This window comes from Delftia sp., from assembly GCF_059499305.1.
In genome coordinates this window covers 1-23,099 of record NZ_JCABYI010000015.1, presented here as the reverse complement: position 1 = coordinate 23,099, position 23,099 = coordinate 1, and the positions used below count along the sequence as shown (strand labels likewise).

The window sequence follows — 23,099 nt, the reverse complement described above, 5'->3', positions numbered from 1 at the left end:
GCCGGCCGGTGCAGGCAGGGCTGCGCATCGGAAGGCGACCCTCCATGCGCGGGAGGAGGTCACGCTTGCTGAAAAAGACGGGGGGCTTTGGGCCGTGCGGTGACGGGCGGCCAGGAATGGGGAGGGTGGGCAAAGGCCCGGTTCGGCGAAAGCGGAACAACGCCTTGAAGAAGGCCGGATCCTGCGCGTGCCGGAAAGACGCAGCCATGCGATGGTGCGCGCAAATGCTGTTCGGTCTGCGGTCTGCGGTTTGGGTGGGCAAAGAGGGTCCGGCCGGGGCCGGACGTCCTCAGACCTGCATGTTCATCACGTCGGTATAGGCCTGCACGAGCCGGTTGCGCACCTGCATCGTGGCCTGGAAGCCGATCTGTGCCTTTTGCATGGCGATCATGGTTTCTTCGAGGCTGACGGCCGGGTTCTCCAGCTGCACTTCACGCTGCAGCTGGCTGGAGTGGTTCTGGGCTGAACTGACGGACTGCAGCGCGCCTTGAAGGGCCTGGCTGAAGCCGCCAGCCGCCACTTTGGTCGATGCGTCGCCTGCGCCCACGCCTTTGGGGAGCTGGGTGCCGTACAGGGGAGAGGTGGTACTGGGGATGCGAAGGTCCATGACACATTCCATCGGAGTTAGCAAGATGACGAGATCGTAGGTCGGCAGGGTTTTCGCATCCGGGCAAATAGAAGGTCAAACGGCGCGCTTATCGGGCGAATGTGAAGCGGCGGACTTCGAATAATCGACAGCACGCTAGGGTCCTGTGTGTGCAGGGCTCGAACACCTGGAACCAAGATGTCTGCTGTCGCTGAAATCCCTGTCCCCCAAGCCACTCCCGTCCCCCAGCCTGCCCTGCAGCAGCGCTGGACGGCCATGGACCGTGGCCAGCGCCTGCGTTGGGGCGCGATCGCCGTGCTGCTGGTTGTCGCCGTGGGGGCGGCGGCCATGTTCTACCGCCAGCCGGACTACAAGGTGCTGTTCTCCAATCTGAGCGACAAGGATGGTGGCGCCATCGTCGCCCAGCTGTCGCAGATGAACGTGCCATACCGCTACACGGAAGGCGGCGGCGCCATCCTCATCCCGTCCGACCGCGTGCACGATGTGCGCCTGAAGCTGGCCACCCAGGGCCTGCCCAAGGGTTCGGTGACGGGCTTCGAGCTGATGGAAAACAGCAAGTTCGGCATCACCCAGTTCCAGGAACGCCTGAATTTCCAGCGCGGCCTCGAAGGCGAGCTGACGCGCTCCATCCAGGCCCTGGCCGCCGTGCAAAGCGCACGCGTGCATCTGGCCCTGCCCAATCAGAACGGCTTTTTCCGCGAGCAGCAAAAGCCTTCGGCCTCGGTGCTGCTGAGCCTGTACCCCGGCCGCGTGCTGGACCGCACGCAGATCGCGGGCATCGTGCACCTGGTGGCCTCCAGCGTGCCCGAGATGGCGCCCACGGCCGTGAGCATCCTGGACGATTCGGGCAAGCTGCTGTCGCAGTCGCCCGACGGCAATGCCAACGCCGTGGACATGCAGCAGCTGAACTACACCCAGCAGATCGAGCAGCAGTACGTGCGCCGCATCCTGGATATCCTGGAGCCTGTGGTCGGCAAGAACAATGTGAAGGCCCAGGTCTCGGCTGAGATGGATTTCAGCCAGACCGAATCGACCTCGGAGCAGCACCGCCCCAACCAGTCCTCCGACGCGGGCGTGGTGCGCAGCCAGCAGGTGGTGGAGAGCACGGGCGAGCAAAAGCCGCCCCAGCCCACCGGCATCCCCGGCGCCACCAGCAATCAGCCGCCCCAGAACGCGTCCGCGCCGGTCAATGGCGCCAATCCCGCACCCCAGGCGGCCGATGGACAGAACGCCGTGCGCTCTGCCAGCAAGCGCGAGTCCATCACCAACTACGAAGTGGACAAGACCGTGCGCCACACACGCGGCAGCACGGGCAGCATCAAGCGCCTGACGGCTGCCGTGGTCATCAATGCGCCCCTGGTGGCGGCCGCTGCGCCGAATGCAGCCGGTGGTGCCACCGATGCCGCCACCGTTGCCGCCGCAGCGCGCGGCCTGACGGCGGCGCAGCAGGCGCAACTGCTGACCCTGGTGCGTGAGACCGTGGGCTACAGCGCCGAGCGCGGTGACTCCGTCAACCTGGTCAGCACCCCCTTTGTGCAGGACGAAGCGCCGGCCGAGGTGCCGCTGTGGCGCCAGCCCGAAGTGCTGGACATGGCCCGCAGCCTGGGCGTGCCCATCGGCCTGGCCCTGTTCGGCGCCATCTTGCTGCTGGGCCTGGTGCGACCCATGCTCAAGGGCCGCAAGACGGCTGCCGTGGGCGGTCAGCTCAATGCCATCGAGGGCGAGCAGCTGGACCGTCCGGCGCTGGCCGGACCCGCTGTCGATCTGTCTCCCACACAGGAGCAGGTGCGCCTGGAGCAGGCGCGCCAACTGGCCAAGCAGAACCCGATCGCGGTGGCCAACATCGTCAAGACCTGGATCAACGGCGAGGCCACCTGAGCCTGCCAAACACGGATTGCTGAGATATGGACGAACGAGGCCTGAACGACGCCGCCATCTTGCTGGTCTCCCTGGGCGAGGAGGAAGCGGCCGAGGTGTTCAAGCACCTCACACCCAAGGAAGTGCAAAAGCTCGGCGAGACCATTGCGCACATGCGCGGCGTCTCGCGCGAGAAGGTGGACTTCGTCATCAACCGCTTTGCCGATGACGCGGCCGCGCAAAGCCTGCTGGTGGACGACGCCAGCGGCTATGTGCGCTCGGTGCTCAAGCGCGCCCTGGGCGACGACAAGGCCGCGCTGCTGATCGACCGCATCCTGCAGGGCGGCGATGTCTCCGGCATCGAAAGCCTGAAATGGATGGACCCGCTGTCGGTGGCCGAACTGCTGCGCGGCGAGCATCCGCAGATCGTGGCCGCCATCCTGGTGCACCTGGAGCACGAGCAGGCTGCTGCCGTGCTGATGCAGCTGCCCGAACGCTTTCGCAGCGAAGTCATGCTGCGCGTGGCCACGCTGGAAGGCATTCAGCCGACCGCGCTCAAGGACCTCAACGAAGTGCTGTTCCAGGTGCTGGCCGGCGGCGACAAGATCCGCAAGACCTCGCTGGGCGGCGTCAAGACGGCGGCCGAGATGATCAACAACCTCGGCGGCAATGCCGACGTGGCCGTGCTGGACACCATCCGCAACTACGACCCGGACCTGGCCCAGAAGATCATGGACAAGATGTTCGTGTTCGACGACCTGGTCAAACTGGACGACCGCTCGGTGCAGCTGGTGCTGCGCGAAGTGGTGTCCGAGACGCTGATCATCGCGCTCAAGGGCGGTTCGATGGAAGTGCGCGACAAGATCCTGGCCAACATGTCCATGCGTGCGGCCGAGTCGCTGCGCGAGGACCTGGAAGGCCGCGGCCCGATGCGCCTGTCCGAAGTGGAAGCGCAGCAAAAGGAAATCCTGAAGGTGGTGCGCCGTCTGGCCGAAGAAGGCCAGATCACCATCGGCAGCGGCGCGGAGGACAGCTATGTCTAGTGGGATGAACTCGCGCTTCATTCCCTCCGAGGAGATTGACGAGCGCCAGGTGGTGCAGTGGCGCTTTGGTGCCGTGGACCACATGGGCGGCCTGCAAAGCCTGCCCGGCCTGCCGAACATTCAGGGCGCCCCCGATGCACACGCTGCACCCGGTGGCGCCGGCATGGCGCGCACACCCGCTTCCTCGTCCGGCTTCCACAGCCTGTCGCTGCCCGGGCGCTCCGATGCGCCCCGGCTGGACGCCGATTCCATGGTGCTGGATGTCGACGCCGACACGCCAGGCACGGCGGCATCCACCCCCGCCGTGGACGAGGAGCGGCTGCATGAATTGCTGGAGCAGGCACGCGCCGAAGGCCATGCCGAGGGCCTGGAGCAAGGCCGCCAGGAAGCCCGGCAGCAGTGGCAGCAGCACATGGATGACTATGTCTCCGGCACGGGCCGCGAGACGGCGCAGCGCGTGGATGCGCTGCTGTCCGGCCTGGACGCCGGCTTCAAGCAGCTGCAGGCGGATGCGGCGCAGGAATTGCTGAACCTGGCCTGCGACATCGCGCGCCAGGTGGTCCGCCAGGAGCTGCGCAGCCAGCCCCAGGCCCTGCTGCCCGTGGTGCGCGAGGCGCTGGACATGCTGGCCTCCGACGGCCGCGCCGCCACCGTGCGCCTGAACCCTGCCGACTTCGCTGTGCTGGACGAGGCGCTGCGCGCCGAGCATGGCGCCCAGTCCAAGGTGCAGTGGATCAGCGACGCTGGCGTGGCCCAGGGCGATGTGCGCGTGGAATCGGGCGGCGCCCAGGTCGATGCCGGCATGGACAAGCGCTGGCGCCGCGCCGTGGCCGCGCTGGGCCTGGTCTCCACCTGGTATGACGGAGAGCGCGATGCCGGTTGATGCCTCCCTGGCCGATGCCGGCAAGCCCTGGCAGCAGCTGCTGTCCAATGCCCGCGCCCGCCTGCACAGCGACATTCCGCTGGAAACCCACGGCACGCTCACGCGCCTGACCGGCCTGGTGCTGGAGGCCACGGGCCTGCAGGTGCCGGTGGGCTCGCAGTGCTGGATACGCCAGGCAGGCCAGGACCCGGTGCTGGCCGAAGTCGTCGGCTTTGCCGGCGAGCGTGCGTTCCTGATGCCTGCGGGCGACATCCAGGGGCTGTCCAGCGGCGCCATCGTGACGCCGGCCGAACCCTTTGTCGCCCCGCTGCGCTTTGGCGACGGTCCCGAAGAGCCCGTGTCCATGGCGGCCGGCGTGCTGCGCCTGCCCATCGGCAGCGGCCTGCTGGGCCGTGTCGTGGATTCGCAGGGGCAGCCGCTGGACCATGGCGGGCCGCTGGCCGACGTCACGGCCGATCTGCTGGACCGCAACCCCATCAACGCCATGGACCGCGACCCGGTGCGCGAGACGCTGGACACCGGCGTGCGCTCGCTCAACGCCCTGCTCACCGTGGGCCGGGGCCAGCGGCTGGGCCTGTTCGCAGGCTCGGGCGTGGGCAAGTCCGTGCTGCTGGGCATGATGGCGCGCTACACCCAGGCGGACGTGATCGTCGTCGGCTTGATCGGTGAACGCGGCCGGGAGGTCAAGGAGTTCGTCGAGGACATCCTCGGCGCACAGGACCGCAGCCGCGCCGTGGTGGTGGCCGCGCCGGCCGATGCGCCGCCGCTGCTGCGCATGCAGGGTGCCGCCTACGCCACGGCCATTGCCGAGCATTTCCGCGACAAGGGCCAGCATGTGCTGCTGCTCATGGATTCGCTGACGCGCTATGCCATGGCCCAGCGCGAGATCGCGCTGGCCATTGGCGAGCCACCGGCCACCAAGGGCTATCCGCCGTCGTGCTTTGCCAAGCTGCCGGCCCTGGTCGAGCGCAGCGGCAACGGCCTCAACGGCGTGGGATCGATCACGGCCTTCTACACCGTGCTGTCCGAGGGCGACGACCAGCAGGACCCGATCGCCGATGCGGCACGCGCCATTCTGGACGGCCACGTCGTGCTGTCGCGGGCGCTGGCCGAGTCGGGCCACTACCCGGCCATCGACATCGAGCAATCGGCCTCGCGCGTGATGCACAACGTGGCCTCGCGCGAGCACTTCGAGCTGGCGCGGCGCTTTCGCGCTGTCTATTCGCGCTACCAGAAGGGCCGGGACCTGGTCCAGGTCGGCGCCTACATGGCGGGCTCGGACCCGCAGATGGACGAGGCGATACGGCTGCAGCCGGCCATGGCGGCCTTTCTGCAGCAAAGCATGTTCGAGTCGGCTTCCATGGACGAGAGCATCTCGGGCATGGCCGCCGCGCTCGGTGGTCAGTGATGCGGTGACGCGGCACTGAGATAACGCAACAGCGAACACAGGGAGGAAAACCCGGTATGTCGTCCTTGAATGCCTTGATGGTGGCCATCGATGCCGCGTCGCGCAAGCGTGACGAGGCGCGCCAGGCGGTGCAGGAGCGTCAGCGCTCGCAGCAGGCGGCGCAGGCGCAGATGGACCAGCTGCAGCACTACGTGCAGGAAATGCAGGCACGCTGGGGCGTGCAGCAGAACCAGTCCGTGCAGCCCGAAGTCATGTTCCACCAATACCAGTTCATGGACCGCCTGCAGCACGCCATCGGCCTGCAGACACGGGTGCTGGCCGACCTGGCCATCCGCCTGGAGGCCGCGCAAAAGGCCTTGATGGCCTGCGAGCTGCGGGTCAGCAGCCTGCGCAAGGTGGTCGAGGTGCGCCGCCGCGACCTGGCGCTGGGCCAGATGCGCCGCGAGCAAAAGGAAACCGACGAACGTGCGGCCATCCAGTTTTTCCGCCGCAGCTTCGGGCTGACATTCCAGGAGGCTTGACGCATGTCCACCAACCAGATCGAACAGCGCGCCGACGCGCGCAGCGCCATGCAGCGCACCATGGAGGGCGTGCGTTCCGCGCGCGCGGCGCAGCCGCCGTCGAATGAGCAGGCCGCAGGCTTTTCCTCGCTGCTGGCCGCCATGGATGGCATTGGCGGACTGCCGGACCTGGGTCAGGTCCTCGGCGATGAGGGGGCCGGCGCACTGGCCAACCTCAAGGGTGCAATTCAGGGCAGCCTGAAGGATCCGGCTGACCTGTCCGGCCTGGCGCAGGGGCTGCTGCAGACGCAATTGCCGCTGCAGCCCCAGGCGGAGACGGCCGATATGGCCACTTCCGCGCAGGCCGATGCCATGCTGCTGGCCGCCAACGGCCAGGCGCCCTGGCTCAGCCTGGTCGGGCAGACCGCCCACCTCGATGGCAAGGGCGACCGCGACATGCTGCAGGGCGTGGCGGGCGACTGGTTGTCTGGCCGGGGCAGTGCCGCCATGCTGGCCTTGCGCCAGGAGCAGGGCGTGGTGGCGCATGCCGCCTTTATGGCGCCGCAACCTGCAGCGGGCGATGCCGCAGGCGCGGCGCTGGCCGCGAACGCCAACACGGCGGCGCTGGCGGGCGCAGTGGATGCCGCTGCAGCCGGCACGCCCGCCGATACCGCTGCGCGCCAGGGCGCCCAGGCACAGACACAGGCGGCCGATGTGCTGGCCGCCGTGCAGTCCGATACGGCGCTGACGGCCGCCGCAGCGCGCACGGCATCTGCAGCCCAGGCCACGCATGAGCACACCCCCCAGGCCCTGGCGCCCGGCGTGCGGCAGGACGCGGCCCTGGCGTCGGGCATTGCGCTCAACGGCATGGCGGCGGTGCGGCCCGCGGAATGGCGCGGCCTGTTCGAGCGGGCCCGCGAAGGTGGCACCGGCTCCGCAGAGTCTGCCGCCAACGGATTGCATGGGGTTGCAGCCGCCGTGGGCGCGGCCCACGCCGGCCAGTCCCTGGGACAGCAGGCCGCCGGACACAATGGCGCAGCCTTGGCCCAGCCCGATGCCCAGGCACAGCCGGGCAACTCCACCGAGCGCGAGCAGCAGGTGTCCGAGCAGGTGGCCTTCTGGGTGCACAACAAGAGCCAGAACGCCTCGCTGTCTGTCGAGCATGAGGGCAAGGCCATCCAGGTGCAGGTCAGCCTGCAGGGCAACGAGGCCCATGTGCGCTTTGGCGCCAGCGAATCCCAGGCGCGCGAATGGCTGGGCAACGGTGCCGACCAGCTGCGCGAGCTGCTGCAGGCCCAGGGCCTGCAACTGGCCGGCGTCAGCGTGGACGCGGGTGGCCAGTCCGGCAATGGCGAAGCGGGGGGGCGCCAGGGCGCGGATGCCCAGGCGCGCCAGGGCCGCGTGAGCGCCATGGTCGATGCCGCCGGCGTCACGGGCGGCAATGGCGCCGCACAGGCTGGTGGCCGCGCGGCGGCAGGCGGGGTGGATCTGTTCGTCTGATTCTTCCTGCGCTTCTTGCGGGGCGGCGCATGCGCCGTTTTCCGGGTTTTCAGAACAGGCCGGGTGGCGACAAGCTGCCCGGCCTGTGGCGTTTGGGGGCCATCAAGCCAGCGAGAAACCGGGGTTTCATGCGCTTATTCAGGCCATGGCCCGAGGTCCAATCGCCGAATAATTCCTGCCATGGGCCTGCTGCGTCATGGCGCCGCGCATGATGCGCGAGCGCGTGGCGGTCCCGCTCACCCAGAGGAATTCCAGTGTCTGCCACACCCAATGCCGCCAACAATGCAGCTCCCGCCCCGGCCAAGGGCAAGAAGCTGATCGTGCTGATCGTCATCATCGCCGTCCTGGCCATAGGCGCGGCCGCTGCCTTCATCCTGCTGTCCAAGCGGCACAGCAATGCCGATGAGGAGGAGGGCGGCTCCAGCAAGGCGGCCGTCACGGTTCCCACCTTCCTGCCGCTGGACAGCCTGGTGGTCAATCTGTCCGACCCGGGCGGCGACCGCTTCGTGCAGATCGGCATCACGCTGGAGCTGGCCGACGAGAAGACGGCCACTACGGTCAAGCAGTACCTGCCCAGCATCCGCAACGGCATCCTGATGCTGGTGTCCCAGCGCACGGCCGAGGAGTTGCTGGAGCGCGACGGCAAGGAACGCCTGGCTGCCGACGTGCTCAACGAAGTGTCCGCACCGCTGGGCTACGGCAACCAGGCCAAGGCCAAGAAGCGCAGCCGCGACGAGGATGCAGAGGACGAAGATGGCGAGCGCCGCCGCTCCCCTGGCAAGAACCCCGTGCGCCGCGTGCTGTTCTCCAGCTTCATCATTCAGTAACCGGGGAGGCAAGGCGCCATGAGCGATTCGTTTCTCTCCCAGGAAGAAGTCGATGCCCTTTTGGAGGGCGTGACCGGCGAGAGCCAGAAATCCACGACCGAGGAGGTCGAGGCGGGCATCATCCGCCAGTACGACATCTCCAGCCAGGAGCGCATCGTGCGCGGGCGCATGCCGACGATGGAGATCGTCAACGAGCGCTTTGCCCGCAACTTCCGCATCGGCCTGTTCAACTTCATCCGCCGCAGCCCCGAGGTGTCGGTGGGCACGGTGTCGGTGCAGCGCTACAGCGCCTTCCTGCGCGAGCTGGTGGTGCCCACCAACTTCAACATCGTCGCCATCCGCCCGCTGCGCGGCAGCGGCCTGGTGGTCTGCGATCCCTCGCTGGTGTTCGGCGTCATCGACACGCTGTACGGCGGCACGGGCCGGCTGCAGACACGCATCGAAGGGCGGGATTTCTCGCACACCGAGCAGCGCGTGATCAACCGCCTGGTCAACGTGATCTGCGAGGAATACAAGAAGGCCTGGCACGGCATCTATCCGCTGGAGCTGGGCTACCAGCGCTCGGAGATGCAGCCGCAGTTCGCCAACATTGCCACCCCCAGCGAAATCGTCGTGTCCACGGCCTTCCAACTGGAGATCGGTGACATCTCGGGCTCCATCCACATCTGCATGCCCTATGCGACGCTGGAGCCCATCCGTGATGTCCTGTACTCCTCCACGCAGGGCGACTCCATTGAAGTGGACCGCCGCTGGGTCAAGGTGCTCAAGCGCGAAATCCAGGCCGCCGAGGTGACCCTGGTGGCCGAACTGGCGCGCGCCGACGCCACGGTGGAGCAGCTGCTGGCCATGCGCCCCGGCGATTTCATCGAACTCGACCGCGAGCCGCTGATCCGCGCCTCCATCGGCGGCGTTCCGATTTTCGAGTGCCAGTACGGCACTCACAACGACAAGTATGCAATCCGTGTCGAGCACTGCCTGCGCGGTGCCGATGCTGGCTGGATGGGAGAAAACAATGGCAACTGAAGACACGCAAAAGCCCGCTGGCGACGATCCGTTCTCGGGATGGGCAGAGGCATTGGACGAGCAGCGCGAGCGCGACGCCAAGCTGGAGGCGGAACAGGGCGGCCCGCTGACGGGCGAGCCCGTGCGCCCCTACGCCGGTGGCGGCGACGTGCCGGTCAACGACATCAACATGGTGCTGGACATCCCGGTGCAGCTGTCGGTGGAACTGGGCCGCACCAAGGTGCCGATCAAGTACATCCTGCAGCTGGCCCAGGGCTCGGTGGTCGAACTCGACGCACTGGCCGGCGAGCCCATGGACGTGCTGGTCAACGGCTACCTGATCGCCCAGGGCGAGGTGGTGGTGGTCAACGACAAGTTCGGTATCCGCCTGACCGACGTGGTCACGCCGTCCGAGCGCCTGCGCCGGGTCAGCCGTGGCTGAGAGCGCCGGCATGGGCCCGCTGTGGCCGACCCTGCTCACGGTCGTGGCCCTGGTCACGGCCATGGCTGCTCTGCCCTGGCTGCTGCGCCGCTTTCAGCAGCGCACGGCTGCGCTGCGTGGCGCAGCCGGCCTGCAGTCGCGGGTGCTGGGCGCCGTGGGCGTGGGCCCGCAGCAGCGGGTGGTGACGGTGGAAGTGGGCGAGGGCGCGCAGACCGTGCGGCTGGTGCTGGGCGTCACGGCGCAAAGCATCCAGTGCCTGCATGTGCTGCAGGCCCCGGCCCCTGCTGATTTTTCGGCTGCGATGGCGCAAGCGCGCAGCCTGCCTGCGGACGGTGCGAATGTCTGAATATTCCTGCAAGCGCCCGGCGCGCACGCTGAGCCAGGCCGCCGGCGCCGCAGCGCTGGCGCTGTGCTGCGCCACGCCCCTGGCCTCCTGGGCGCAGGGCGCGCCCGCCAGCCTGCCGCTGGTCATCGGCCAGGGCAGCGGTGGCACCAGTTTTTCGGTGCCCATCCAGACCCTGCTGTTCTTCACGGCGCTGTCGTTCCTGCCGGCCATCCTTTTGATGATGACGGGCTTCACCCGCATCGTCATCGTGCTGTCGCTGATGCGCCAGGCGCTGGGCACGCAGTCGGCGCCGCCCAACCAGGTGATCATCGGCCTGTCGCTGTTCCTGACGCTGTTCGTCATGGGACCCACCCTGGACCGCGTGTACCAGGAGGCCTATGTGCCCTACACCACGAATGCCGCGACCTTCGAGCAGGCCATTGAAAAGGCCGAGGCGCCCATGCGCGACTTCATGCTCAAGCAGACGCGCCAATCGGACTTTGCGCTGTTCGCGCGCCTGGCCAAGCTCGAAGCCGGCGTCACCGCAGAGACCGCGCCGCTGCGCGTGCTGGTGCCGGCCTTCGTGACCAGCGAGCTGAAGACGGCGTTCCAGATCGGCTTCATGATCTTCATCCCCTTCCTGGTCATCGACATGGTCGTGTCCTCGATCCTGATGTCGCTGGGCATGATGATGCTGTCGCCCGTGCTGGTGGCCCTGCCGTTCAAGCTCATGCTCTTCGTGCTGGCCGATGGCTGGAACCTTCTCATCGGATCGCTGGCGGCCAGCTTCGCCGTCTAGTCCCGTTTTATTGGAAATCCTTCCATGACCTCCCAATACGTGCTCACCTTCGGCCGCGAGGCACTGACCTTGCTGCTCATGATCTCCATGCCCGTGCTGGGCGTGGTGCTGGCCGTGGGCCTGGCCGTCAGTGTCTTCCAGGCGGTGACCCAGGTGCATGAGGCCACGCTGGCCTTCGTGCCCAAGCTCATCTCCGCCGTGCTGGTGTTTGCCATTGCCGGTCCGTGGATGCTGAGCACGCTGGTGGATTTCATCCGCCGCACCATAGAGACCATTCCGCAGGCGGTGGGCTGAGCCCTTCGCCGCGCGCAGGAAACGCCGCCGTGATCACCTTCAGCGAAGCCCAACTGGTGGCCTGGCTGTCGCCAGTTCTCTGGCCGTTTCTGCGCGTGCTGGCCATGTTTTCCGTGGCTCCCGTGTTCTCGCAGCGCGTCATTCCCATGCGGCTGAAGATCGGCCTGGCCTTCCTGGTCGCGGTGTGCGCGCAGCCCGTGCTGGGCGATCAGCCCGTGATCGGCATCAACTCGCCGCAGGCGCTGGGGACGCTGATACAGCAGGTCGGCGTGGGACTGGCCGTGGGCTTTGCCGTGCGCCTGGTGTTTGCCGCCGTGGAGGTGGCGGGCGAGGTGGTCGGCCTGCAGATGGGCCTGAACTTCGCCAGCTTCTTCGATCCCACGACCAATGCCCAGCTCAGCGCCGTGGCGCGCTTCATGGTCCAGATTTCCACGCTGCTGTTCATCGTCATCAACGGACACCTGCTGGTGCTGATGGCCGTGCTCAAGAGTTACGAGGCGTTTCCTGTGGACGGCAGCTTCCTGCAGGCCATCAACCAGATGCGGCTGCACGAGATGGGGGCGGCGGTCTTTGCCAGCGCTTTCTGGATCGCCCTGCCCATGGTCGCCATGCTGCTGTTCGTGAACCTGGTGCTGGGCATCATTTCGCGCGTGGCACCGCAGATGAACATCTATGCCGTGGGCTTCCCGGTCACGCTCACCGTGGGCCTGACGGGATTGATGGCCACGCTGCCGCTGCTCGAGCAGCCCCTGGTCGCCTTGCTGCAGCGCGGCATCGCGGTGTTTGGCACCTCAATGTAAGCAGTTGTGAAAAACAACAGATTTTCCGCTCTGCCGGCCGCAAAAGCCTCAGATCAGCTGGTTGTGGATGGCGTAGGCCGTGAGTTCGGCGTTGCTGCTCATCTGCAGTTTTTCCAGCACGCGCGCCCGGTAGACGCTGACGGTCTTGGGGCTGAGCATCAGCTCGGTGGCAATGTCGGTCAGCCGCTGTCCGGCCGCGATCTTGATCAGCGTCTGCAGCTCGCGCTCGGACAGGCTTTCATGCGGCACCTGGGGTGCGGGCTGGGCCAGGCTGTCGGCCAGCATCTGGGCCACTTCGGCCGTCAGGTACTTGCGGCCCGTGGCCACCGTGCGCACGGCCTCGATCAGCAGCATCGGATCGCCCGCCTTGTTGGCATATCCCTGGGCGCCCGCCTTGAGGCAGCGCAGCGCGTACTGGTCCTCGGGGTACATGGAGACCATGAGCACCTTGATCAGCGGATGGGTCTCGCGCACGCTGGCCAGGGCCTCCAGGCCGCTGCGGCCGGGCATGTTGATGTCCAGCAGCAGCACGTCGCAGGCGGCGGTGCGCAGCTGCTCACGCAGCTCGGCATAGCTGCCTGCTTCTGCGGTGACGCTGATGTCCACTGCCTCGGCCAGGGTGTCGCGGATGCCCCGGCGCAGCACCGCATGGTCGTCGCACAGCACCACGTGGATCAAAGTCGGCCTCCTGGAAAAAGGGTCACGCCGCCATGGCGTTCAGCATTCATTGCCCGGGATATTAGGGCAAGCGCCGCCATCGTCCAGCGGAATGGAGACGATGACCGAGGTTCCGCGTCCGGCTTGACTGCTGACATCCAGCCAGCCCCGAACGGTGCGCGCGCGCTCGCCCAGACCGCGCAGGCCGAAGGATTCGGGCTTGTCGCGGGCGCCGTCGGCCAGGCCCACGCCGTCGTCCGTCACCTCCAGCGTGAGAAAACCTTCGCGGTCGGAGAGATCGATGTCCACATGGCGCGCCTGGGCATATTTGCCGACGTTGGTCAGCGCCTCCTGGGCCGTGCGGTAGGCCACGACCTGGATGTCGGGCGCGATGTCCATGCTTTCGCGGCTGCTGCGCACACGGGTGGGCACGCCCGTGCGGCGCTCGAAATTCTCGGCCAGCCACTGGACGGCGGCCACCAGTCCCTGGTCCAGCACGGGCGGGCGCAGGTTCATCATGATGCGCTGGCTGGCGCCCAGCGCGTGCTCCAGCATCTCCAGCGCAGCCAGCGCATGCTCGCGCAGCCCGCCCTCGGGCGCATTGCGCGCGATCCAGGCCACGTCGAACTTCACCGAGGTCAGCGAGCCGCCGATGTCATCGTGGATCTCGCGGGCGATGCTGGCGCGCTCGCGCTCGGTGGAGGTCTGCAGGTGCTCGGTCAGGTCGGCCAGGCGCCGCTCGGACGCCGCCAGTTCGGCCGCCGCGCGCCGGCGTGCCAGGCGGGCCTCGTGCACTTCCAGCGCATGCGAGACCACATGGGGCAGGCGCGTGATGTGGTCCTTGAGCAGATAGTCGCTGATGCCTTCGCGCATCACATCCACGGCGGCCGACTCGCCGATGGCGCCGGACAGCAGCACGAAGGGCGGATGCCCGGGCTGGCGGCGAACCAGCTCCCAGGCATCCAGCGCCGTGAAGCCGGGCAGGTGGTAGTCGGCCAGGATGAGGTCGAATGCCTGGTTGTGCAGCGCAGCTGCGGCATCATCGAGCGTGTCGACCACGACAATCTCGCAGACCAGCCCGCCGCGCAGCAGGCTCAGCCGCGCCAGCGCCTGGTCGGCGGCGGAATCCTCGATGTGCAGTATGCGCAAGGGCTTGTGCGGTGGTCTGGCATCCCCGGGGGCGCTATCATGAGATACATTTTGGAACATAAATGCAAATGGTCGTGTACACCAAGGGATGCGCGGCATTCCCGTGAACGATTGACAAGGGTTGGCCGTGCTGCAAGGCACGGCGCACGTTGGGCTGAAACGCTGGTGGTGGAGTAACAATGCAGTCAATGCACAAGCCTTCGGGCGAGCCTGCCGTCCCCATGCCCGTCATGGTGGCCGCAGACCTGCAGGATGCCTTGCTGGTGGCGATGCGCGATCTGCAGCGCCTGGAAGGCCTTCTCAATCACGCAACGCAGAACCTGCTGGACCGTTTCGACGAGACCCATGGCCAGCTGGCCGGCGAGGCGCTAGCCGCCTTGCCCCAGCTCGATGCCGCCCGGTCCACGTTGAGGCTGGCGGTGACCGAGTTGCAGTTTCACGACATGTCCTCCCAACTGATCGCCCATATTACGAAGATTTTGCAAGGCTGCGCGTTCCAGTTGGCCGCAGCCACCATGGGTGTGGACGAGGGAGAGGACGATTCCCTGGGCCTGCCGGCGATACCCGACCGGCCCAATCCCGTCACGCAAAGCGAGATGGATGCTGGCTCGGTCGAACTGTTCTGACCGCTGACCATGCACCCATCCACCTTTTATTGCCCGTCTGTTGGAGCTATACATGCGATCGATTCTGGCTGTTGATGATTCCCCCTCGATGCGAAAGATGGTGGCGTTCACCCTCGCAGGAGCGGGATTTCGCGTCGTGGAGGCCGTGGACGGCGTGGATGCGCTCGAAAAGGCCCAGCTCGAACAAGTCGATCTGGTGCTGGCCGACCAGAACATGCCGCGCCTCGATGGCATCGGCCTGACGCGCAAGCTGCGCGAAAACCCGAAGTTCCAGAACACGCCCATTCTCATTCTCACCACCGAATCCAGCGACCAGATGAAGCAGGCCGGACGCGCTGCGGGCGCCACGGGCTGGCTGGTCAAGCCCTTCGATCCGAACCGTTTGATCGAAGTCATTCAGAAAGTAATGCGTTGAGCCGATAAGTACGGGCAACAGGAAACAGCAGGACCAAAGATGGCGGATCTACACCAGGATGGGGCAGGAGCGGGCGCAGACTTCGACCTGAGCCAGTTCTATCAAATCTTCTTCGAAGAAGCGGCCGAGAACCTCGACCAGATGGAGCAGATGCTGCTGAATCTGGATCTGTCGGCGGCCAACGACGAGGAGCTCAACGGCATTTTCCGTTGCGCGCACTCGATCAAGGGCGGCGCGGCCACCTTCGGCTTTGCCGATGTGACCGAGCTGACGCACCGCATGGAGTCGCTGCTCGACCGGCTGCGCCGGCACGAGATCACACCGATTCCGGAAATGGTCGACGTGCTGCTGGAGTCGGCCGATGCCAGCCGCAGCCTGCTGGCACGCCACCAGGCCGGCAACGAGGGCGAGGCCCTGTCCACCACGGATCTGGTGGCGCGCATCGAGATGCTGGCAGAAGGCCGCAGTGCCGTGCCTGCAACAGCCGCCCCGGCCGCTGCACCGGCGCCGGCGCCTGCTACCGTGGCAGCGCCGGTCGAGGCGCCCGCGCCTGCCGCGCCCGTATCGGGCGGCGCCGTCGGAACGGCACCCGCCAGTGGCGGCCGTTCGCTGCACATCCTGATCGGTCCGCTGGAGCGTCTGGAGATGGCCGAGGCCATCAAGGAACTGTTCCGCGACATTCCCGGCCTGGGCCGCATCGAGGACCTGGCCTGCGATCAGCCGCAAAGCCGCCTCTTTGCCGTGCAGACCTCGTCCACCGACGACGACCTGCTCGATCTGTTCGCCTTCCACGTGGCCAAGGAGCAGGTTCGCATCACGGCAGCCGATGAGGCGGCCGGGGCCGCTCCTGCAACCGAAGCGGTGCAGGTGGCCGAAGCCCCCGTCGCCGAAGAGCATGCCGCGCACGATCCCGACGCCGCCCTGGCCTCGGTCGCCATTCCGCCCGCCGAAGAGGCCTACGGCTTCTTCAACGGCGCACCCGGCATGCCCCAGGCCGACGGCGCGCTGGCCATCCAGCCGGCCGGTGCCGCGGCCAAGCCCGCTGCCAAGACGGCTGCCCAGGCGCAGCAGGCGCAGATGGAGTCGACCAGCATCCGTGTGTCGGTGGCCAAGGTCGATCAGCTCATCAACCTGGTAGGCGAGCTGGTCATCACCCAGGCCATGCTGGCGCAAAACAGCCACGGGCTGGATGCATCGGCCTACCAGCAACTGCTGGCAGGCCTGGCCGATCTGGACCGCAATACGCGCGATCTGCAGGAATCGGTGATGTCCATCCGCATGATTCCCATGTCCACCGTGTTCAGCCGCTTCCCGCGCATGCTGCGCGACCTGGCCGGCAAGCTGGGCAAGAAGATCGACCTGATCACGCTGGGCGAAGCCACCGAACTGGACAAGGGTCTGGTCGAGAAGATCACCGACCCGCTGACCCATCTGGTGCGCAACAGCGTGGACCACGGCATCGAAATGCCCGAGGAGCGCCTGGCCGCTGGCAAGTCCGAGCATGGCACGCTGACGCTGGCAGCCTCCCATCAGGGCGGCTCCATCGTCATCGAGGTGCGCGACGACGGCCGCGGCATGAACCGCGAGAAGATTCTCAAGAAGGCCCGCGAGCGCGGCATGGATGTCTCGGACAGCATGCCCGATCAGGATGTCTGGCAGCTGATCTTCGCGCCGGGCTTCTCCACGGCCGATGTGGTGACCGACGTGTCCGGGCGCGGCGTGGGCATGGACGTGGTCAAGCGCAACATCGCGGCGCTGGGCGGCTCGGTGGAGATCGAGTCCAACCAGGGCAAGGGCATGCGCGTGGCCGTTCGCCTGCCGCTGACCCTGGCCATCATGGACGGCATGTCGGTGGGCGTCAGCGACGAGGTCTACATCCTGCCGCTGTCCTCGGTGGTCGAGTCCTTCCTGGTCAAGGAAGAGGACGTCAACACCGTGGCCAACGGCACGCAACTGGTCAAGGTGCGCGACGAGTACATGCCCGTGTTCGCGCTGGAAAAGACCTTCCGTGTGCCGCGCAGCGACACCAGCCAGTCCAGCAACATCATGGTGGTGGTCGAGTCCGACGGCAGCCGCGTGGCCCTGCTGGTCGACGAGCTGCTGGGCCAGCACCAGGTGGTGGTCAAGAACCTGGAATCGAACTATCGCAAGGTGCCCAACGTTTCGGGCGCCACCATCCTGGGCGATGGCACGGTGGCGCTGATTCTGGACACGGGTGCGCTGGTGCGCCGCGCGCGCCACTGAATGGGACAGGGATACCTGACGACAAACGACGGAGCCGCAGGCAGAGCCTGCGCGCCGCCAAAAACCATGGCTTTCGCCACCACGGCGCGGGCCCGACAGTTGAGGAGCTGAGCAATGAGCGTGATCGCTAAGACTGCAGGCGTCGCCACCGGCGCGCGCGAGTACCTGACCTTCCGCCTGGACCAGGAGGAATACGGCATCGACATTCTGAAGGTGCAGGAAATCCGCGGCTACGAGCCGCCCACGCGCATCGCCAATGCGCCGGAGTTCATCAAGGGCGTGGTGAATCTGCGCGGCACCATCGTGCCCATCGTGGACATGCGCCTGAAGTTCAACTGCTCCCAGGTCGAATACAACAGCTTCACCGTCGTCATCATCCTGAACCTGCGCAACCGCGTGGTGGGCATCGTGGTGGACTCGGTCAGCGACGTGATGGAGCTGGCTCCCGAAGCCGTGCGCCCCGCGCCGGACATCGAAAGCGCCATCGACAGCGGCTGCATCCTGGGCCTGGGTTCGGTGGGCGAGCGCATGCTCATCCTGCTGGACATCGAAAAGCTCATGAACAACGTGGATATGGGCCTGGTCGCTTCGGCCGACTGAGACCCGTTCTTGCACTGAGCGCCCTCATGCGATCCGGTTCTTCCAATGCGGCACTGGCCGCGCGCCCCGTCGCTGACGACGGGGCAGCCAACGGGCCCCTGGCCCAGGGGCGCGAATTCGAATGGTCGTCGCGGGACTTCGCCCGCGTGCAGGCGCTGATCTACCAGCGTGCCGGCATCAGCCTGCACGATGGCAAGCACGCCATGGTCTACAGCCGCCTGTCGCGGCGCCTGCGCGAGACGGGCTACGACAGCTTTGCTACCTACCTGGACTGGCTGGAGTCCCAGTCCGATGGCGTGGAGTGGCAGGAGTTCGTGAACGCGCTGACCACCAATCTCACCGCGTTCTTTCGCGAGCAGCACCATTTCGAGATCTTTGCCCAGCATCTGCGCAGCAAGCCGGCCGGCACGGCCTGGAAGGTCTGGTGCAACGCGGCCTCGACCGGGGAAGAGCCTTACTCCATCGTCATGACGGCCCTGGAAGTGCTGGGCGCCACGCCCAGCTTCCAGTTGCAGGCCAGCGACATCGACTCGCGTGTGCTGGACACGGCGTCGGCCGGTGTCTATCGCGCCGAAAGCATCAAGGGCATGAGCGCCGAGCGCCTGCACCGCTTCTTCCTGCGGGGCAAGGCCGGCAATGCGGGCCTGGTGCGCGTCAAGCCCGAGCTGCGCCGCCTGGTGGAGTTTCTCAACGTCAATCTGATCCGTGACGATTGGCCGTTCCGCGATCCCTTCGACGTGGTCTTCTGCCGCAACGTGATGATCTACTTCGATGCGGCCACGCAGCGCCGCGTGCTGGAGCGCATCCACCGCGTCATGAAGCCCGGGGGCCTGCTGTTCGTCGGACATGCCGAGAACTTCAGCGACTCGCGCGATCTGTTCACGCTCAAGGGGAAGACGGTCTATGAGCGCCGCTGACGCAGGTCCTGCCGCACACAAGGGGGTCTTCCCATGATCGGAGACCGCTCCGCCTTCGCTCCGCCCCCGCCGCCTTCGGAGCGCCGCCGCACGCCGCGCATCAACAGCTATACCGCTGCGGACTACCCGGCGCCGGGCGACCCGGTGCCGCGCTCCTCGCTGGAGCAGCTCAAGCGCCAGCAGCGCTACCCCGGCGAGGCGTCGTTCTTCTACTACGACCCGCATTTCCAGCACAACGCCGTCAAGGTGCTGCCGGGCGAATACTTCGTCTCCAACGAGGACGTGATCCTGGTCACCGTGCTGGGCTCGTGCATCTCGGCCTGCATCTGGGACCGCACCATGCGCGTGGGCGGCATGAACCATTTCATGCTGCCCGACGGCGACTCCGCTGATGCGTCGGGCCGCTACGGCTCGTACGCCATGGAATTGCTGATCAACGAAATGCTCAAGCTCGGCGCACGGCGCGAGTCTTTGCAGGCCAAGATCTTCGGCGGCGGGCAGGTGATGCACAACTTCACCACCATGAACGTGGGCGAACGCAATACCGCCTTCGTCACGCAGTACCTGCAGACCGAACGCATCCCCATCGTCTCGGAGGATGTGCTGGACATCTACCCGCGCAAGGTGGTGTTCTTCCCCGCCAGCGGCAAGGCCATGGTCAAGCGCCTGGCACATGCCCATCCGGAGGAGCTGGTACAGCAGGAATTCACGCGCGGCAATGCAGCCGTCGTGGCACGCAATACGGCAGGCGGCTCGGTCGACCTGTTTTGAGGAAGGTTCAAAGGAATGGACAGGAAAATCAGGGTGATCGTGGTGGACGACTCTGCGCTGGTGCGCAGTCTGCTGTCCGAGATCATCAATCGCCAGCACGACATGGAATGCATCGGCTCGGCCAACGATCCGCTGATCGCACGCGAGATGATCCGCGAGATGAATCCCGACGTGATCACGCTCGATGTGGAAATGCCCCGCATGGATGGCATCGACTTCCTGGGCCGGCTCATGCGGCTGCGCCCCATGCCGGTGGTCATGATCTCCACGCTGACCGAGCGCGGCGCCGAGGTCACCATGCGCGCGCTGGAGCTGGGCGCCATCGACTTCGTGGCCAAGCCGCGCGTGGGCGTGTCCAACGGCCTGCAGGAGCTGGCCGCGCAGATCGTGGACAAGATCCGCGTTGCTGCCGTGGCCCAGGTCCGGCGCCTGCCGGTCGCTCCGCGCAGTGCGGCTCCCGCCACCGGCAGCGCGGTGGCGCCGGTCTCCGCCTCGGCTGGCATGAGCGCGCCGCGCCAGGCTGCACCGGCGTCGCTGCTGGGGCGGCTGTCCACGGAAAAGCTGATTGCCATCGGTGCCTCCACCGGCGGCACGGAGGCCATCCGTGAAGTGCTCACCCATCTGCCGGCCGACTGCCCGGCCATCGTCATCACCCAGCACATGCCGCCGGGCTTCACCACCAGCTTCGCGGCCCGACTCAACAGCCTGTGCCAGATGACCGTGAAGGAAGCACAGCAGGGCGAGCGGCTGCTGCCCGGCCACGCCTACATCGCACCGGGCGGCAAGCATTTCTCCGTGCAGCGCAGCGGTGCCAACTATGTCGCCGTGGTGGATGACAGCCCGCCCGTGAATCGCCACAAGCCTTCGGTCGAGGTGCTTTTCAAGTCGGTGGCGGCCTGTGCGGGCCGCAACGCCTACGGCATCATGCTCACCGGCATGGGTGCCGATGGCGCGGTCGCCATGCGTGAAATGCGCGATGCGGGCAGCTACAACTTCGTGCAGGACGAAGCCAGCTGCATCGTCTTCGGCATGCCGCGCGAGGCCATCGCCCATGGTGCGGCCGACGAGGTGCTGCCCCTCAACCAGATCGCCTCCGCCTTGCTGGGCAAGCTGCGCATAGGTTCGGACCAGGTTCACCACCGCATTTGAGTGCAACGGCCGGTCCTGGCGGCACCCATGAAAAAAGAGCGCCATGCGCTCTTTTTTTTCGTCCGAAGAAAGCTCACTCCGACAGTGCGCTCCAGCGCTCCAGCGCCTCCATCAGCTGCTCATCGATCTCGCCATCGCGCTGATGCAACTGAACGGCGCGGGAATTGTCGCTGGCATACAGCGAACCATCGGCCAAGGCTTCCCGAATGGACTTCTGCTCTGCCTCCAGCGCTGCAATGCTTTCGGGCAACTGATCGAGCTCACGCTGCTCCTTGTAGCTGAGCTTGCGCTTGGGCTTGCCGTCGCTGCGTGCCGCAACGGGCTTGGCCTCTTCCTTGGATGGCTTGGGCTGCGCGGCCTCGGCCAGATCGCGGCTGCGGCGGGACTGATCCAGCCAGTCCTGCACGCCGCCTTCATATTCGCGCCATTGGCCCGGGCCTTCCCAGGCAATGGTGCTGGTGACCACGTTGTCCAGGAAACTGCGGTCATGGCTGACCAGAAAAACGGTGCCGTCGTAGTTCTGCAGCAGGTCTTCCAGCATTTCCAGCGTCTCGATATCGAGATCGTTGGTCGGCTCGTCCAGCACCAGCACATTCGCGGGCCGGGCAAACAGCCGGGCCAGCAACAGGCGGTTGCGCTCCCCGCCAGACAGCGAGCGAACGGGGGAATGGGCGCGCGCCGGAGAGAACAGGAAATCCGACAGATAGCTCTTCACGTGCTTCTTCTGGCTGCCGATCTCGATCCACTCGCTGCCGGGGCTGATGAAGTCCTCCAGCGTGGCATCCATGTCGATCTGGTGACGCATCTGGTCGAAGTACGCCACCTGCAGATTCGCCCCCAGCCGCACCTGGCCGCTGTCAGGTGCCAGTTCGCCCAGAATCATCTTGAGCAGCGTCGTCTTGCCTGCGCCGTTGGGTCCGATCAGGCCCACCTTGTCTCCGCGCAAAATGGTGGCGGTGAAGTGGGAGACGATGTTCTTGTCGCCAAAGGACTTGGCCACATCCGTCAGCTCGGCCACGATCTTGCCCTGGTAGCCGTCGCCTCGGCCCGACGCAATGTCCATCTTCACGCCACCCAGCACCTCACGGCGGGCAGCGCGGTTGGCCCGCAACTGCTCAAGCCGGCCGATGCGGCTCTGGCTGCGCGTGCGGCGGGCTTCCACGCCCTTGCGGATCCAGACCTCTTCCTGGGCCAGCAGCTTGTCGGCCTTGGCATTGATCACGGCCTCCTGGGCCAGCTGATCCTCCTTGGTCTGCTGGTACTGGACGAAATTGCCGGGATACGAGCGCAGCGTTCCACGATCCAGCTCCACGATGCGTGTGGAAACCCGATCCAGGAAGGATCGATCGTGCGTAATGGTCACCACGCTGCCCTTGAAGTTCAGCAGCAACTCTTCCAGCCACTCGATGGCGTCAAGATCCAGGTGGTTGGTCGGCTCATCCAGCAGCAGTACATCGGGTCTCGCCACCAGGGCCTGGGCCAGTGCCACGCGCTTCTTCATCCCGCCGGACAGGGTGCCCACCACGGCTTCGGGATCGAGGTGCAGCCGCTGCAGAGTCTCCTCCACGCGCTGCTCCCAGTTCCAGGCGTCATAGGCCTCGATCTGGGACTGCAGCGCATCGAGATCCTCGCCCTCGGCGCCAGCCAGGTAGCGGTCGCGCACGGCAATCACCTCGGCTATGCCGGCGGATGCCGACTCGAAGATTGTCTGCTCGGGCACAAGCACCGGCTCCTGCGCCACATAAGTAATGCGGATACCGGACTGCGTCTGGACCTGGCCGTCATCGGCCTTGGCCAGTCCGCCAAGAATCTTCAACAAAGAGGACTTCCCTGCGCCGTTTCGACCGATCAGGCCCACACGTTCGCCGCTCTCCAGGGAAAACTGGGCGTGGTCGAGAAGCGCCACATGCCCGAACGCCAGTTGGGCGTCTAACAAAGTAATCAATGCCATCGTGCGCGCATTATCTATGCGGGCCCGATTCCTGGCACAGGCGGCAAGGCCTCACGCCCGTAGCCTGCCCGCTAGGGCAGGCTACGGGCCGATGGCGAAGGGCGTGGTCTCGGTTGCTTTGGCAACTTGAAGGGAAGTTCACGAATTTCACGCCATCGGTAAAAACCCATGCTATAGTTCGATCCCTCGTCGCCACACTGCCTTGCAGACAGCGATGAGTCAGAAAAGTCTTGTAGACAGCACGAAAAAACGTGCTACAATGCAAGGCTCTGCTGAAGAGAGAGCGATGCAGATCGCTGGTGTTGAAAAAATCGAAGAAATTTGATTGCAACG

Annotated in this window: 24 protein-coding genes; 20 read left to right on the top strand and 4 right to left on the bottom strand. The window is 66.3% G+C overall.

What is annotated here, in order from left to right; all coding sequences use genetic code 11:
- Positions 1–289: 289 nt before the first annotated feature.
- On the bottom strand, positions 290–607 hold the full coding sequence (fliE, locus tag AC5I49_RS09795; RefSeq protein WP_016449318.1) for a flagellar hook-basal body complex protein FliE: 318 nt from the start codon (positions 605–607) through the stop codon (positions 290–292).
- A gap of 177 nt (positions 608–784) precedes the next feature.
- Here fliE and fliF point away from each other — a divergent pair, with 177 nt between their 5' ends.
- The 13 genes from fliF to fliR all read left to right on the top strand — a co-directional run bounded on the left by fliF (position 785) and on the right by fliR (position 12,287).
- Positions 785–2,485 (top strand): flagellar basal-body MS-ring/collar protein FliF, encoded by a 1,701-nt coding sequence (gene fliF, locus AC5I49_RS09790; RefSeq protein ID WP_026062017.1) that lies wholly within the window; start codon positions 785–787, stop codon positions 2,483–2,485.
- 26 nt (positions 2,486–2,511) lie between these two features.
- On the top strand, positions 2,512–3,507 hold the full coding sequence (gene fliG / locus AC5I49_RS09785) for a flagellar motor switch protein FliG (protein ID WP_012202571.1): 996 nt from the start codon (positions 2,512–2,514) through the stop codon (positions 3,505–3,507).
- Complete coding sequence (locus AC5I49_RS09780) at positions 3,500–4,390, top strand: FliH/SctL family protein (RefSeq protein WP_154833321.1); 891 nt, start codon at positions 3,500–3,502, stop codon at positions 4,388–4,390. Before fliG ends, AC5I49_RS09780 begins: the two co-directional genes overlap by 8 nt.
- Positions 4,380–5,798, top strand: a complete 1,419-nt coding sequence (gene fliI / locus AC5I49_RS09775; RefSeq protein ID WP_034366515.1) for a flagellar protein export ATPase FliI — start codon at positions 4,380–4,382, stop codon at positions 5,796–5,798. Before AC5I49_RS09780 ends, fliI begins: the two co-directional genes overlap by 11 nt.
- Positions 5,799–5,854: 56 nt before the next feature.
- Complete coding sequence (gene fliJ, locus AC5I49_RS09770) at positions 5,855–6,319, top strand: flagellar export protein FliJ (RefSeq protein WP_016449322.1); 465 nt, start codon at positions 5,855–5,857, stop codon at positions 6,317–6,319.
- A gap of 3 nt (positions 6,320–6,322) precedes the next feature.
- Positions 6,323–7,798, top strand: coding sequence for a flagellar hook-length control protein FliK (locus AC5I49_RS09765; RefSeq protein ID WP_016454328.1), 1,476 nt, complete (start codon positions 6,323–6,325; stop codon positions 7,796–7,798).
- Between the two features lie 254 nt (positions 7,799–8,052).
- Positions 8,053–8,625, top strand: coding sequence for a flagellar basal body-associated FliL family protein (locus AC5I49_RS09760; protein ID WP_016449324.1), 573 nt, complete (start codon positions 8,053–8,055; stop codon positions 8,623–8,625).
- Between the two features lie 18 nt (positions 8,626–8,643).
- Positions 8,644–9,648 carry a flagellar motor switch protein FliM gene (fliM, locus tag AC5I49_RS09755; RefSeq protein ID WP_016449325.1) on the top strand — a complete coding sequence of 335 codons (1,005 nt, stop codon included), beginning with the start codon at positions 8,644–8,646 and terminating at the stop codon, positions 9,646–9,648.
- Complete coding sequence (fliN, locus tag AC5I49_RS09750; protein ID WP_016449326.1) at positions 9,638–10,069, top strand: flagellar motor switch protein FliN; 432 nt, start codon at positions 9,638–9,640, stop codon at positions 10,067–10,069. Before fliM ends, fliN begins: the two co-directional genes overlap by 11 nt.
- Positions 10,070–10,079: 10 nt before the next feature.
- Positions 10,080–10,415 carry a FliO/MopB family protein gene (locus AC5I49_RS09745; RefSeq protein WP_012202579.1) on the top strand — a complete coding sequence of 112 codons (336 nt, stop codon included), beginning with the start codon at positions 10,080–10,082 and terminating at the stop codon, positions 10,413–10,415.
- Entirely contained in the window at positions 10,408–11,193 is a 786-nt protein-coding gene (gene fliP, locus AC5I49_RS09740) for a flagellar type III secretion system pore protein FliP (protein WP_016449327.1), read from the top strand. Before AC5I49_RS09745 ends, fliP begins: the two co-directional genes overlap by 8 nt.
- Before the next feature lie 24 nt (positions 11,194–11,217).
- Positions 11,218–11,487 carry a flagellar biosynthesis protein FliQ gene (fliQ, locus tag AC5I49_RS09735; RefSeq protein ID WP_012202581.1) on the top strand — a complete coding sequence of 90 codons (270 nt, stop codon included), beginning with the start codon at positions 11,218–11,220 and terminating at the stop codon, positions 11,485–11,487.
- 29 nt (positions 11,488–11,516) lie between these two features.
- The gene (gene fliR, locus AC5I49_RS09730) at positions 11,517–12,287 is read left to right on the top strand and encodes a flagellar biosynthetic protein FliR (protein WP_012202582.1); all 771 of its coding nucleotides are present in this window, start codon (positions 11,517–11,519) and stop codon (positions 12,285–12,287) included.
- A gap of 48 nt (positions 12,288–12,335) precedes the next feature.
- Here the strand turns inward: fliR and AC5I49_RS09725 are convergent, their stop codons facing one another.
- Both AC5I49_RS09725 and AC5I49_RS09720 read right to left on the bottom strand, forming a co-directional pair.
- Positions 12,336–12,965, bottom strand: coding sequence for a response regulator (locus AC5I49_RS09725; RefSeq protein WP_310044997.1), 630 nt, complete (start codon positions 12,963–12,965; stop codon positions 12,336–12,338).
- Between the two features lie 39 nt (positions 12,966–13,004).
- A complete protein-coding gene (locus tag AC5I49_RS09720; protein ID WP_016449329.1) occupies positions 13,005–14,153 on the bottom strand; it encodes a hybrid sensor histidine kinase/response regulator in 1,149 nt (382 codons plus the stop codon).
- 119 nt (positions 14,154–14,272) lie between these two features.
- On the opposite strand from AC5I49_RS09720, the gene AC5I49_RS09715 reads away from it, so the two are divergent.
- The 7 genes from AC5I49_RS09715 to AC5I49_RS09685 all read left to right on the top strand — a co-directional run bounded on the left by AC5I49_RS09715 (position 14,273) and on the right by AC5I49_RS09685 (position 20,815).
- Positions 14,273–14,719 (top strand): hypothetical protein, encoded by a 447-nt coding sequence (locus tag AC5I49_RS09715; RefSeq protein ID WP_016449330.1) that lies wholly within the window; start codon positions 14,273–14,275, stop codon positions 14,717–14,719.
- A 52-nt stretch (positions 14,720–14,771) separates the two neighbouring features.
- Positions 14,772–15,134: a response regulator gene (locus tag AC5I49_RS09710; RefSeq protein WP_016449331.1), complete on the top strand. Its 363-nt coding sequence runs from the start codon at positions 14,772–14,774 to the stop codon at positions 15,132–15,134.
- Positions 15,135–15,173: 39 nt separating this feature from the next.
- Positions 15,174–17,378, top strand: coding sequence for a chemotaxis protein CheW (locus AC5I49_RS09705; protein ID WP_047219524.1), 2,205 nt, complete (start codon positions 15,174–15,176; stop codon positions 17,376–17,378).
- Positions 17,379–17,492: 114 nt separating this feature from the next.
- Positions 17,493–17,978, top strand: a complete 486-nt coding sequence (locus tag AC5I49_RS09700) for a chemotaxis protein CheW (RefSeq protein ID WP_016449333.1) — start codon at positions 17,493–17,495, stop codon at positions 17,976–17,978.
- Between the two features lie 26 nt (positions 17,979–18,004).
- The gene (locus tag AC5I49_RS09695) at positions 18,005–18,895 is read left to right on the top strand and encodes a CheR family methyltransferase (RefSeq protein WP_016449334.1); all 891 of its coding nucleotides are present in this window, start codon (positions 18,005–18,007) and stop codon (positions 18,893–18,895) included.
- Between the two features lie 33 nt (positions 18,896–18,928).
- Positions 18,929–19,666, top strand: a complete 738-nt coding sequence (cheD, locus tag AC5I49_RS09690; RefSeq protein WP_016449335.1) for a chemoreceptor glutamine deamidase CheD — start codon at positions 18,929–18,931, stop codon at positions 19,664–19,666.
- A 15-nt stretch (positions 19,667–19,681) separates the two neighbouring features.
- Positions 19,682–20,815 (top strand): protein-glutamate methylesterase/protein-glutamine glutaminase, encoded by a 1,134-nt coding sequence (locus AC5I49_RS09685; RefSeq protein WP_034366524.1) that lies wholly within the window; start codon positions 19,682–19,684, stop codon positions 20,813–20,815.
- Positions 20,816–20,888: 73 nt separating this feature from the next.
- Here AC5I49_RS09685 and AC5I49_RS09680 read toward each other — a convergent pair whose 3' ends face one another.
- Positions 20,889–22,766 carry an ATP-binding cassette domain-containing protein gene (locus AC5I49_RS09680; protein ID WP_016449337.1) on the bottom strand — a complete coding sequence of 626 codons (1,878 nt, stop codon included), beginning with the start codon at positions 22,764–22,766 and terminating at the stop codon, positions 20,889–20,891.
- Positions 22,767–23,099 lie beyond the last annotated feature (333 nt).